This window comes from Hydrogenovibrio sp. (genome assembly GCF_049975065.1).
Taxonomy (GTDB): Bacteria; Pseudomonadota; Gammaproteobacteria; order Thiomicrospirales; family Thiomicrospiraceae; genus Hydrogenovibrio.
Genome location: NZ_JBNGDN010000065.1, coordinates 1 through 11,796, shown reverse-complemented (window position 1 = coordinate 11,796; position 11,796 = coordinate 1). Strand labels below are relative to the sequence as shown.

At 53.4% G+C, this 11,796-nt stretch carries 14 protein-coding genes; 8 read left to right on the top strand and 6 right to left on the bottom strand.

Translation table 11 applies throughout. From position 1 onward, the window contains the following. From ACP5D0_RS07995 to ACP5D0_RS07965, 7 genes are all read left to right on the top strand, one after another. Positions 1–414, top strand: a 414-nt coding sequence (locus tag ACP5D0_RS07995; RefSeq protein WP_472365142.1) for a Fur family transcriptional regulator, incomplete at its 5' end; no start/stop codon positions are given. 66 nt (positions 415–480) lie between these two features. Then, entirely contained in the window at positions 481–1,077 is a 597-nt protein-coding gene (locus tag ACP5D0_RS07990; protein ID WP_472365141.1) for a ZrgA family zinc uptake protein, read from the top strand. A gap of 41 nt (positions 1,078–1,118) precedes the next feature. Beyond that, positions 1,119–1,841, top strand: a complete 723-nt coding sequence (locus ACP5D0_RS07985; protein ID WP_472365140.1) for an ABC transporter ATP-binding protein — start codon at positions 1,119–1,121, stop codon at positions 1,839–1,841. Further along, positions 1,838–3,091 (top strand): ABC transporter permease, encoded by a 1,254-nt coding sequence (locus ACP5D0_RS07980; RefSeq protein WP_472365139.1) that lies wholly within the window; start codon positions 1,838–1,840, stop codon positions 3,089–3,091. The genes ACP5D0_RS07985 and ACP5D0_RS07980 overlap by 4 nt, the downstream gene beginning before the upstream one ends. After that, on the top strand, positions 3,091–3,693 hold the full coding sequence (locus tag ACP5D0_RS07975; protein ID WP_472365138.1) for a DUF3299 domain-containing protein: 603 nt from the start codon (positions 3,091–3,093) through the stop codon (positions 3,691–3,693). The genes ACP5D0_RS07980 and ACP5D0_RS07975 overlap by 1 nt, the downstream gene beginning before the upstream one ends. Positions 3,694–3,786: 93 nt before the next feature. Further along, positions 3,787–5,901, top strand: coding sequence for an ATP-dependent DNA helicase RecG (recG, locus tag ACP5D0_RS07970; protein ID WP_472365137.1), 2,115 nt, complete (start codon positions 3,787–3,789; stop codon positions 5,899–5,901). Next, on the top strand, positions 5,894–6,427 hold the full coding sequence (locus ACP5D0_RS07965; protein WP_472365136.1) for a chorismate--pyruvate lyase family protein: 534 nt from the start codon (positions 5,894–5,896) through the stop codon (positions 6,425–6,427). Before recG ends, ACP5D0_RS07965 begins: the two co-directional genes overlap by 8 nt. A 56-nt stretch (positions 6,428–6,483) precedes the next feature. On the opposite strand, the gene ACP5D0_RS07960 is transcribed toward ACP5D0_RS07965, so the two are convergent. Further along, positions 6,484–7,545: a hypothetical protein gene (locus tag ACP5D0_RS07960; RefSeq protein ID WP_472365135.1), complete on the bottom strand. Its 1,062-nt coding sequence runs from the start codon at positions 7,543–7,545 to the stop codon at positions 6,484–6,486. 12 nt (positions 7,546–7,557) lie between these two features. On the opposite strand from ACP5D0_RS07960, the gene ACP5D0_RS07955 reads away from it, so the two are divergent. Next, on the top strand, positions 7,558–8,064 hold the full coding sequence (locus ACP5D0_RS07955; RefSeq protein ID WP_472365134.1) for a hypothetical protein: 507 nt from the start codon (positions 7,558–7,560) through the stop codon (positions 8,062–8,064). Between the two features lie 2 nt (positions 8,065–8,066). Here the strand turns inward: ACP5D0_RS07955 and ubiA are convergent, their stop codons facing one another. The 5 genes from ubiA to ACP5D0_RS07930 form a co-directional block, all read right to left on the bottom strand. Continuing rightward, a complete protein-coding gene (ubiA, locus tag ACP5D0_RS07950) occupies positions 8,067–8,927 on the bottom strand; it encodes a 4-hydroxybenzoate octaprenyltransferase (RefSeq protein WP_472365133.1) in 861 nt (286 codons plus the stop codon). Then, complete coding sequence (locus ACP5D0_RS07945) at positions 8,927–9,193, bottom strand: hypothetical protein (RefSeq protein WP_472365132.1); 267 nt, start codon at positions 9,191–9,193, stop codon at positions 8,927–8,929. The genes ubiA and ACP5D0_RS07945 overlap by 1 nt, the downstream gene beginning before the upstream one ends. A 51-nt stretch (positions 9,194–9,244) precedes the next feature. Beyond that, positions 9,245–10,609 carry a bifunctional UDP-N-acetylglucosamine diphosphorylase/glucosamine-1-phosphate N-acetyltransferase GlmU gene (gene glmU / locus ACP5D0_RS07940; protein WP_472365131.1) on the bottom strand — a complete coding sequence of 455 codons (1,365 nt, stop codon included), beginning with the start codon at positions 10,607–10,609 and terminating at the stop codon, positions 9,245–9,247. Between the two features lie 134 nt (positions 10,610–10,743). Next, entirely contained in the window at positions 10,744–11,178 is a 435-nt protein-coding gene (locus tag ACP5D0_RS07935; protein ID WP_472365130.1) for a F0F1 ATP synthase subunit epsilon, read from the bottom strand. Positions 11,179–11,184: 6 nt separating this feature from the next. Continuing rightward, positions 11,185–11,796, bottom strand: a 612-nt coding sequence (locus ACP5D0_RS07930; protein WP_472365129.1) for an ATP synthase beta subunit C-terminal domain-containing protein, incomplete at its 5' end; no start/stop codon positions are given.

Below are 11,796 nucleotides of genomic sequence, written 5' to 3'. Positions count from 1 at the left end.
GGCCAGCGCCTGACGACCATTCGCGAAAAAGTTCTGCGCTTGCTGCTGGAAGCGGACAAACCCCTGAGCGCTTACGAACTGCTGGAGCAATACAAAATCAACGAACAAAGCGGCACTCAGCCGATGACCATCTACCGTGCCCTAAGCTTTCTGGAAGCGCAATCGCTGATTCACCGTTTGGCTTCAACCCGGCAATACGTCGCCTGCCACCATGCACATGAAAACAGCCCTCACAGCGATTTTACGCAATTTTTAATGTGCGACCACTGCGGCGGCATTGAAGAAACCCCCTTGCCGGATGCCCTTTGGAAGGCCATCCACACCCATGCCGAGCGCACCCACTTTCACATAGACCAACCCAGTCTGGAAATTCACGGCACCTGCCGTAAATGCCAGCCGCAACAAGGCAACTGATGCAAATGCCAAGGCGACCGGTTTGCACCCTTTTATCCACCATTTTCATTTACCAAAGGAAATACCATGATGTTTCGCCCGCTCACACTTCTGGCCTGTGCCTTTTCCGGCCTGCTGGCCGCCAATGTTCAAGCCGACACCCATGCCGCCCATGAACACGGCGTAGCCGAACTGAACATGGTTCAGGACGGACAATGGGTGATGATTGAAATCCACACCCCGGCCTATAATGTCTTTGGGTTTGAGTACAAGCCCAGCCGCGATGAGGACAAAACGCTGGTCAAACAGCGTCTGAAACAGATTCAAACCGACACGCTGATTCGCTTTAATCCTCAAGCGCGTTGCCACCGTCAATCCGGGCAAGCTCAGAACCCCTTTCACGCACACGATGATGAGCACAATCATCATCACGAACACGGGCATGAACAAGCCCCTCACCAAGCGGATCAGGAGCATTCCCACGACACCGGTCACCGCCATCGGGATCTGCAGGCCGAGATCACTTACCGATGCCAAAATCCGCACGCTTTAGCACGCATGGATCTAGCCGAACTGTTTAAAAGCTGGCCGCAGCTGCAGACCGTTCGCACCCAATGGATACTCGGCGACCAGCAATCGGCGGCCACCTTAACCCGCCAGGAACCGAAAACCGCGCTAAAATGAACCGACGTACACTTGGGCATCCCTTATATGAGACAACCACCATGAACCCGGATACGGTGATCGACATCGAAAACCTGCGCTTTCGCTGGGCAGGACAGACCCAAGACACGCTGGACATCGCCCAGCTGCAAATTCAGCGTGGCGAGCACTTGTTTATCCAAGGAGCCAGCGGCAGTGGCAAAACCACCTTGCTGAACCTGCTGGCCGGTGTTTTCACCGCACAAACTGGGCATTTACGCGTCTTAGGACAGGATCTGTCACGCCTGTCGGCCTTAAAGCGCGACCGCTTTCGCGGCGACCACCTGGGGGTTATTTTTCAACAATTCAATCTGTTGCCATATCTGAACACGCTGGACAATATCCGGCTACCGTTGAATTTCTCCAAACACCGTCGTCAGCGCGAACCCCACCCTCAGCAAACTGCCCAGGCCTGGCTAAAACGGCTGCAACTGGCGGACACGCTGTTGAACCAACCGGTCAACCACCTCAGCATCGGCCAGCAACAGCGTGTCGCCATTGTCCGCGCCTTAATGGGACGACCGGAATTGATTATCGCCGACGAACCGACTTCGGCACTGGATGCCGACAACCGCGACCGGTTTATGCACTGGTTGCTGGAGGCGGCCGAGCAAACTCAGGCCACGTTAGTGTTCGTCAGCCACGACCCGCATCTGGCGAAGCACTTTCACCATCAGGTGGATCTGGCACACCTCAATCGTGCCAGTGCGACCGAATCATTCGACACCCAGGAGGTGGCATTGTGACCCTGTTTTCGCTGGCGCTGAAAAGTGCCTGGAGCCGAAAAGGCAGTCTTCTGCTCGCCACCTTGTCGATCACCATCAGCGCCGCCTTGCTGCTGGGGGTGGACACCTTACGCCAAGAAGCCAAAAAAAGTTTTCTCAATACCTTAGCCGATACCGACCTGATCGTCGGTGCGCGTAGTGGTCCGGTCAACCTGTTACTCTACAGCGTGTTCCACATCGGCAACGCCACCAACAATATCGACTACCAAACCTATCAAACACTGCGAAAAATGCCCGAAGTCAAATGGGCGGTGCCCTTGTCGCTGGGGGATTCACACCGCGGGTTTCGCGTCATCGGCACCCTGCCCGACTTTTATCAGCACTATCGTTATGGCCATGACCAACCTCTAGTCTTTCAAACAGGACAAGCCTTTTCCGACCTTTACGATGTGGTGCTGGGTGCCAAGGTCGCGCAAAAATACGGTTATCGAATCGGCGATCCCATCGTGCTTTCCCACGGCGTGTCTTCCGGCCACCTCGCTCCCAAGCACGACGACAAACCCTTTCAAGTCAGCGGCATTCTCGCAGTCACCGGCACCCCAGTGGACAACAGTCTGCAAGTCTCGCTCGACGCCATCGAAGCCATTCACATTGACTGGCGCAGCGGCATGCCATCGCCTTTGAAAATTCCCGCCGAACAGGCACGACGTTTGATTGGGGAACCGCAGACCGTCACCGCCGTGATGGTCGGTTTGAAAAACAAACTCACCACCTTTAAAATGCAGCGTCGTCTAAACGAATTTAAAGACGAACCCCTGCTGGCGATTTTGCCCGGCGCCACCCTGGCCAGCCTTTGGCAAATCATCGCACCCTTTGAAAAAGCCCTGCTGGCGGTGGCCAGCTTGGTGTTAGTCGCCGGATTGGTCGGTATGCTGATCACGTTACTCAGCACCCTCAAAGAGCGACGCCATGAAATCGCGGTGCTGCGCGCCATCGGCATTCACGGCTACGATGTGCTGATTCTGTTTGCGCTGGAAGCCTTTTTCATTCTGCTGCTGGGCACCGCCTCAGGTCTGGTGATTTTAGTAGGCGGACTCACGGCACTCGCTCCTTATCTGGCGGAACACTATGGGCTCTTTATTCAAGTGGGCTGGCCAAGCCTTCAGCAATGGGGCTATATCGGGCTGGCCTGGGGACTGGGCGTGCTCATCAGCCTGATTCCGGGTATCATGGCCTACCGAACCCATTTAACCCAAGGACTCAGCCGTTGATGACCCAAGTGCAACGTCACCCCTCCACCAACCGATTACAATGGCCGTTACCGCTGCTCTTTCTCTGCCTGATCGGTCTATTCGGCCTCTTCAGCGCTCAAGCCGCGGCGGAAGAACCACTGAAAATTAAATGGAGCGATCTGATTCCAGAGGGCTATGAACCGGAAAAGTTACTGCAACAATACGAAGACGACATCAATCGCCTCAACGAACTGCCCGACAACAGCGAAGAAGGCCTGGCTATTTTGCAAAAACTGCAAGACGTCATTGCCAATTCACCGGTCAACCCCAAGCTGGACGGCAAAACCATTGCGTTGGCGGGGTTCATCGCCCCGCTGAGTATTAAAAACGGCACCGTCACCCGCTTCCTGTTTGTGCCTTATTTCGGTGCTTGCATTCATGTGCCTGCGCCGCCGGTCAACCAGACCATTTTAGTGGATGTGGCACCGGGCAATGGCATCCAACTTCACATGGTGGACTTTCCGTTTCTGGTCATCGGTCAGCTCAAACTGCATCATACCGACACCGACATTGGCGCAGCCGGCTATCACCTGATCAACGCCACCACCGAACAATACAAAGACGACGTTTGGCTTGAATAAATGGATTTCCGTTCCAAAACACCCAGGCCTGGGCGTTAGTGCGAAATTTTTGCTAGAATTGACGTTTAATCCCAAAATCAACCAGGCCTGCCCATGCCAGCATCCGTCACTGCCCCCACTGCCGCCACCTCGCCACTGGCTCAGCAAAAGCTGACCAGTCTCAAAGGCGTGGGCGATAAGCTGGCAGAAAAACTGCAACGCTTGGGCTTGTTTGTGGTGCAGGACTTACTGTTTCATTTGCCGTTGCGCTATCAGGACAAAACCAAAATCACCCCCATTAGCAACCTGTTTATCGGCCAGGAAGCCCTGATTGAAGGCGAAATCGTCCGCCAGCATATGACCCAAAGCCGCAACTCCAGTTTGCTGGTCACCTTGGTGGACGACACCGGCCAAACCTTGACGTGCCGATTCTTTCATTTTCACTATCGCCAAGCCCAGCAATTCAAACGCGGCCTGATACTGCGCGGTTACGGCGAAGTGCGTTCCGGCCCCAATGGTTTGGAAATGGTGCACCCCGCCTACCAACTGTTCGCCCGCGACAAAACGCCGCCGCTGGAACAGACTCTCACCCCGGTGTATCCCGTCACCGAAGGATTAGGGCAAACCACCTTATTAAAACTGATTCAACAAGCCCTCACCTGGCTAAAACAATATCCGTTGCCGGAAGCCTTGCCGCCATCGCTGCTCGACCAACTGCAACTCCCCCCCATCAACCAATCCTTACGACGTTTGCATCAACCGCAACCGGAAGACGATTTATACCTCATCAAACAATTTCAGCATCCGGCGCAAATACGCTTAATTGTTGAAGAACTGCTCACCAGCCAACTGACGCTGCAGCGATTGCGGCTGTCGGAAAAGCAACGCTTTGCGCCCAGTTTTCCGCCCAGCCACACCGTCAATCAACTGCTGGCCTCGCTGCCCTTTGCATTGACAGGGGCGCAACAACGCGTGCTGAACGACATCCAACAAGACTTCAAGCAACCGCACCCTATGCAACGGCTGGTGCAAGGCGATGTTGGCTCTGGCAAAACCATTATCGCCGCTCTGGCCGCAATTCAAGCGGCCGACGCCGGTTATCAGGTCGCCATTATGGCACCAACCGAAATCCTCGCCGAGCAGCACCGCAACCATTTTCAGGAATGGCTGGAACCGCTCGACATTTCGGTGGCCTGGCTCAATGGCCGTATGAAAGCGGCCGAAAAACGCTTGCGTCTGGCTCAGATCGAATCCGGCGAGTCAAACGTCATTATCGGCACCCACGCCCTGTTTCAGGAAAGCGTCACCTTCAATCGGCTCGGCCTGGTCATTATCGACGAACAGCACCGTTTCGGCGTCCACCAACGCTTGGCGCTGCACGATAAAAGCCAGCTCGACGACAACACCCATCCGCACCAGCTGATTATGACCGCCACCCCCATTCCGCGCACCCTGGCGATGACGGCCTACGGCGACCTGGATTTATCCATCATCGACGAACTGCCGCCCGGCCGCCAGCCCATCGACACCGCCGTACTCAACAATCAAAAACGCTTTGAGGTGATGGAACATCTTTATGCTCAATGCAAAACCGGTGTGCAGGCGTATTGGGTCTGTCCGTTGATTGAAGAATCCGAGCTGCTCCACGCTCAGGCCGCCGAAGTCACCGCCCAGCAGTTTAAAGACCGCTGGCCGGATCTTCGCGTCGGCTTGATTCACGGTCGCTTAAAGGGCGATGAAAAAGCCGACATTATGGCCGCTTTTCAGCACCACCAATTGGATTTACTGGTGGCTACCACCGTCATCGAGGTCGGTGTTAATGTGCCCAATGCCAGTTTGATGATTATCGAAAATGCCGAACGTCTTGGCCTGGCGCAGTTGCATCAATTGCGCGGACGGGTTGGGCGCGGCTCGAAAAAAAGTCACTGTGTCCTGCTTTACCAAGCACCGTTGGGCGAAACCAGTAAAGCGCGACTGAACATTATGCGCGATACCAACGATGGGTTTCGCATTGCCGAAGAAGATCTGAAGATTCGCGGCCCGGGCGAAATTCTCGGCACGCGGCAAACCGGTGGCCTGCAATTTCGCATCGCCGATTTGAAACGGGATCAGGAATGGATTCCAGTGGCAAAACACTGGGCAGAGGTGCTGGCCGCCAGCGACAATGACAGGATCGAGGCACTGCACGCCCGTTGGATTGGCGAACGAATGGACTATAAACATGCTTAACCCCATTCACTGGCAACCGACCGCGTTACGTTATCGGCTGCCCATCTCTGCGCACGAAATCCCTTGGTTACTGGAAACCGGTTCCCTGACCGCTAGAATCCGCCAGGCCTGCCCGCAAATGCACGTTGAAATTCTGTCGGAACAATGGGAAGTGCCGCTGCCGTTTGAAGCCCAGCGGCTGAAACTGCGCGATCATCGGAAAGCCTGGGTGCGTTGCGTGCTGCTCAAATGCGACGACACGCCCTGGGTGTACGGTCGCACCGTCATTCCCAGATGCCGTCCGGGCAACCCTTGGTATCCACTGCAACGACTTGGCACCCAACCTTTAGGCGAAGTGTTGTTTCGCCTCAAGCAACTGCAACGCACCCCTTTGCAAGTGGCCAGCACCTTTGGCCAGGCCTGGCCGTATTTGCCCGAGGCTTTTCAGACCCAAAAAATGAACGCGCGTCACTGTCTTTTCCGCCGTCAAGGCGCGGAATTGTTGTTATCGGAAGTGTTTTTAGCGACCCCGTCGCCGTCACCCTAAGATTCACTTCATAGGCTCACCTCATGGAGTTACTTTATAGGCTCACTTCATAGAGTTCACTTCATTTCGTAAAACTGTGCTTCCAGCATCAGTTTGACACTGACATCCGCTTGGTTAAAATCGGAGTCACTGTCGAAATTCACTCCCGGATCGATTTCGAAAAACAACCATTTTTTATAAATCCGCTCCCGCCAGTTCATTCCCAGCGAATAAGCGTTCAGCGCCAGTCCGGGCGCATCCGGTGTCCAGTTCCAATACCAGCCGATATAGTAGGCCAACCCCCGATGGGCATTGACCTGATCCACCAAAATAAAATTCTGCGACAACGAATACTGTTGATCGTCATCACGCCATTCGCCTTCGGTGCGGGATCGAAATAAATAGCGCTGGCTGATCTGGCGGTCGAACAACTGGCGCGATTTCAGCCCAACCCCTTTGTATCTTTCCCAGTAGAGTGTCTGGTACATACGCGTGTACCATTGTGGACTCAACTTCCATTTATAATGCAATCGCACTCGGGCATAAGGATCCGGCTCCACAATATTGCGAAAATTCAGTCCGAAATCCACAAAGGTAACCGTGAACCCCGCCAGATCAAGGGCATAGCGCAACCCCACGTCTGTGCCGTCATCCTGCTGGGTGGTATCGTTGGGGTTATTATTGTTACCGCTCACATTACCGCCAGAGGCGAGATCATCCATGCTGTCACGCGCCGAGCTGACCATCAGGTGCCAACGTTTATTGGTGCGCGGCAGGGCGATTTTCGTTCGAAAGTTCAGCTGGGTGTCGATGGAGCCATCCGCGTGAAAGGTCACCGGCGCCATAATATCCAAGCGACTGCCTTCTGTGCGGTCAAAAGAATCTTCGGTGCCGAAAAAATCGTCCGCTTCTTCGCCGAAGTCATCGACCTTATCACTTAGCCAGTAATGAAAGCGATCCAGATAGCGAAACGAAGTGTTGAGCAGCGGGCTGTCGGTGCCTTCAAAATAATAGTCTTTATCATCATCGGACTGGGATTTTGGCGAGGCGATTTCAGCGTGAACAATCTTCGCATTGGTCAGTGCAAAGCCGGCAATAAGACTGGTTAAAAACAGTATAATGCCTGTATTATTTTGCAACGAAAGACCCTCATGTCCGATCAAATTAAACAAATTCAAGCCAGTTACCACCCGATTGAAGACCGCATTCTATTCCGTCTCCACACTCAACAGCGCCAGTGCTTGCAAGCTTGGATCACACGCCGCTTCTTGAACCTGCTCATCCCGGCACTTCAGGGACAGCACCCGCAAACGGGCGAAGCGATTGTCGGAAATACCCACCCAGCAGAGCACGCCTTGCGCCAAGAAAAGGCGCAACTTGAAGGCGATTTTGAACAACACTACGAAGCGCCGGAAGAAATGGAATATCCGCTTGGGGAAACCCCGATTCTACTGTCTAAAATGACCTTTCGAAATCTCAACAGTGCCGAAGCGCAACTGGTATTGGAGCCGGAAGAGGGCGCAGGAATTCAACTCAACTATAACCCAGAATTGACTGGGGTGTTACTGAAAATATTGGCCAAAGCCCTGAATAAAGCCGACTGGCGCTTAGCTCTAGACCCCTTGATGGAACTGCCGGAAAACATGACGCTGCAGTAAGGTTAGCCGAAGTGGGTGTCGGCCACGATGCCGATCAGTATCACCAAGCCGACCCAGTGGTTGTTTAAAAACACCCGAAACGCCAGATCCGCACGCTGAAAGTGCAATAACCACTGATGATAGCCGAACAGCCCCGCCGCGACCCACACCGCCAAGTCATACAACCCGCCCAAATCAAAGAGCCGCCCCACCCAGACAAACCCCAGCACCATCATCAGCTGAAACCCGCCCAGCACCCACTGAACCCGATCACCGAACAATATCGCCGTCGATTTAATGCCGAGCTTCAAGTCGTCTTCCTTGTCGGCAATGGCGTAGGCAGTATCGTATATCAGCGCCCAGAGTAACGTTAACGCATAAATCAACCAGGCCTGCCAAGGCACATCGTTGAGAACCGCCGCAAATGCCATCGGCACCGCCCAAGCAAACGCGGCACCCAGAAATGCCTGCGGCCAATAGGTGTAACGTTTCATAAACGGATAGAGCACGGATAACAGCAAAGCGCCGAACGACAGCCAAATGGTCAAGGGATTCAACATCAGCACCAAGCCAAAACCGGTGAGCACCAGCAGGGCAAAAAAACGCAACGCCTGCTGTTCGCTTAAGGCACCGGTCGCCAGTGGGCGACAACAGGTGCGCGCCACCCCACCATCAAAGTGGCGATCGGCATAGTCATTGATGACACAACCGGCGGAGCGCATCACCACCGCACCTGCGATAAAGATCAGCAGCACGGATAGAGGCGGCAGACCGTCCGCCGCCAGCCAAAGCGCCCATAAGGCAGGCCAAAGCACCAGATAAATGCCGATCGGGCGATTGAGTCGCGTCAAATCCAGATAGGCTTGAAACCGATTGCGATCCATTAGAGCGACGCGACCAAGGCATCCATCAGGGGTTTAGCGAGCGGATTCATTTCAAGATAGCATTCCAGGATTCCTTGATTATCCGAATAATGCAGCGTCACTTCGGCACGGCCACCTTCGGCTAAGGTTTTTTCCCATTTCATCATATACGCCCAGCCAATAAACTGACTTTGACCGCCGTCCTGTAAAATCAACGACCATGCCTCATCTTGCATGCGCGTTTGAAAGGCTTCCGCGTGCTGCGGCTCCATCATTAAATAGACCATATCGACACCTGACGGTTTGGATTCTGAAGGAACAGATTTGGCCAGGCCTGGTTATTTTTTAACCGGGCGTTGCCAATCCTGAAAACTGTGTTGTTTCGCACGCGACAAGGTCAGCGTCTGTGCTGGTGCGTCTTTGGTGATGGTGGAACCGGCTCCGATGGTGGCGCCGTCATGCACCGTCACCGGTGCAATCAACTGAGTATCGGAGCCCACAAATACCTCGTTGCCAATCACCGTCTGGTGCTTATTCACACCGTCGTAATTGCAGGTAATGGTTCCAGCACCGATATTCACCTTTTGCCCCATCAAGGTATCGCCAACATAAGACAAATGGTTCACCTTGGAGTCCTCCCCAATGCGTGCTTTTTTCGTTTCCACAAAGTTACCGATTTTAACGCGATTGGCCAGTTCCGTTCCGGGTCTTAGACGGGCATATGGCCCGATTTGACAGGCCTGGCCAATTGTGACAGCCTCAAGATGACTGAAAGCATGAATCACCGTATTGTCGGCGATCACCGCGTCTTTAATCACGCAGTTCGATTCAATCACCACCCGATTGCCCAAGCGAACGTCGCCTTCCAACACCACATTGGCATCAATCTGAACATCCTGGCCGACCTGTAGATTGCCGCGAATATCGACCCGGCTGGCGTCTAAAAGCGTCACCCCCTGAGCCATTAACGCATCAGCCAGTGCACGTTGGTATTGACGCTCCAGCCCTTGTAACTGGGCTTTATCATTCACGCCTAGCACTTCCAATGCCGACATCGGCTGAGTGGTGTGTACATTGAAACCATCCGCAACGCACATTGCAATAATGTCCGTCAGATAATATTCGCCTTGGGCATTCGTGTTCGAAAGCCTCGACAACCAGTCGCGCAAGTGGCGGCCAGATGCGGCTAAAATGCCGGTATTGGCCTCCTGAATGGTTTTTTGCGACGCGGTGGCATCCTTTTCTTCCACAATGGCCTGAACGCTGTGGTGAACGTCTCTCAGAATGCGACCGTAGCCAGTGGCATCTTCTAAATCAATGGTCAATAACGCCAAGGGATGACGTTCGTCCACCAAGCTGAGTAAATCCTGAAGCGTTTCAGCGCGTGTCAAGGGCACATCGCCATAGAGAATCAATACCCGATCTTCGTCTGCAATATGGGGCAGCGCCTGTTGCACCGCATGACCTGTCCCCAGTTGCTGATGTTGTTCGACAAACGAAACAGAAACGTCCGACAACGCAGACATCACCTGATCTGCGCCATGACCGACAACCGTAATCATCTCATCACATGCCAGCGCAGACGCGGTATCAACAACATGCCGAATGAGCGGTTTGAGCGCCAGCGGCTGCAACACCTTCGGCAAACTGGATCGCATCCGCGTACCTTTACCGGCCGCGAGAATAATCACCTTTAAAGGCATCTGACCTCCTGAAGTCTAAAATCGTTATCAAACACTTCTAACCCGAAAGAAAGGCTTTATTGTAGCGAACCTATTTGAAAACGATTCTAAAAAAAAAGCACCCGTAGGTGCTTTTTCTAAAATGAACAATTGACTTAAGACAATCCTGTCTTGTGCAAACGATCGCGCAATTTGGTGATCGTCTGAATCTGCGCAACGGCTTCCGCCAATTCGATTTGAGCGCGCGCAACGTCTGTATCAGACTTCGCCTGCTCCATCGCATCTTCGGCACGACGTTTCGCTTCTTCAGCTGCAGCTTGATCCAAGTCTTCAGCACGAATGGCAGTATCCGCCAGAATGGTTACAACACTGGGTTGTACTTCTAGGATACCACTGTTGATGAAAAAGAAATCCTCTTCATCCCCACTGACGACACGAACCTGCCCGGGCTTTAACTGAGTTAAAAGCTGGGTATGTTTTGGCAGGATGCCGACTTCACCATCGGCAGCCTGTGCAAAGACCATATCCGCTTTACCAGAGAACAAGGCGCCCTCTGCACTTACAATATCGACTTGCATTGAGACTGCCATAATCAATTAATCCTTTTTATATTTATTGGCTTTTTCAAGCACTTCGTCAATGTCACCCGCATACATAAAGGCCTGTTCAGGGACATCGTCCAGCTCGCCAGAAAGAATCATTTTAAAACCACGGATGGTTTCTTTTAATGGCACATAACGCCCATCTTCACCGGTGAAGACTTTGGCGACGAAGTAAGGCTGAGAAAAGAAGCGTTGCATCTTACGGGCACGAGCCACCAGAGAACGATCTTCTTCAGACAACTCATCCATCCCAAGGATCGCGATGATGTCTTTCAGCTCTTTGTAGCGCTGCAAAGTCTGCTGAACGCCACGCGCCGTATCATAATGCTCAGTACCCACAACTAAAGGATCCAACTGACGAGAGGTGGAATCCAATGGGTCGATGGCCGGATAAATACCGGTCTCAGCGATGGCACGGTTCAAAACGACTGTCGCGTCCAAGTGCGCAAACGTTGTCGCCGGTGCCGGATCCGTCAAGTCATCCGCTGGTACATAGACCGCTTGGATAGACGTGATGGAACCGGTTTTAGTGGACGTGATACGCTCCTGAATTTGCCCCATTTCCTGAGCCAAAGTCGGTTGGTAACCTACCGCAGAAGGCATACG

Bases quoted from the DNA above. Each gene is read 5' to 3' on its own strand.
- glmU (WP_472365131.1), bottom strand. From the start codon at position 10,609: ATGCCTTTAAAGGTGATTATTCTCGCGGCCGGTAAAGGTACGCGGATG.
- ACP5D0_RS07935 (WP_472365130.1), bottom strand. From the start codon at position 11,178: ATGGCAGTCTCAATGCAAGTCGATATTGTAAGTGCAGAGGGCGCCTTG.
- recG (WP_472365137.1), top strand. From the start codon at position 3,787: ATGCCAGCATCCGTCACTGCCCCCACTGCCGCCACCTCGCCACTGGCT.
- ACP5D0_RS07990 (WP_472365141.1), top strand. From the start codon at position 481: ATGATGTTTCGCCCGCTCACACTTCTGGCCTGTGCCTTTTCCGGCCTG.
- ubiA (WP_472365133.1), bottom strand. From the start codon at position 8,927: ATGGATCGCAATCGGTTTCAAGCCTATCTGGATTTGACGCGACTCAAT.
- ACP5D0_RS07955 (WP_472365134.1), top strand. From the start codon at position 7,558: ATGTCCGATCAAATTAAACAAATTCAAGCCAGTTACCACCCGATTGAA.
- ACP5D0_RS07945 (WP_472365132.1), bottom strand. From the start codon at position 9,193: ATGGTCTATTTAATGATGGAGCCGCAGCACGCGGAAGCCTTTCAAACG.
- ACP5D0_RS07975 (WP_472365138.1), top strand. From the start codon at position 3,091: ATGACCCAAGTGCAACGTCACCCCTCCACCAACCGATTACAATGGCCG.
- ACP5D0_RS07985 (WP_472365140.1), top strand. From the start codon at position 1,119: ATGAACCCGGATACGGTGATCGACATCGAAAACCTGCGCTTTCGCTGG.
- ACP5D0_RS07965 (WP_472365136.1), top strand. From the start codon at position 5,894: ATGCTTAACCCCATTCACTGGCAACCGACCGCGTTACGTTATCGGCTG.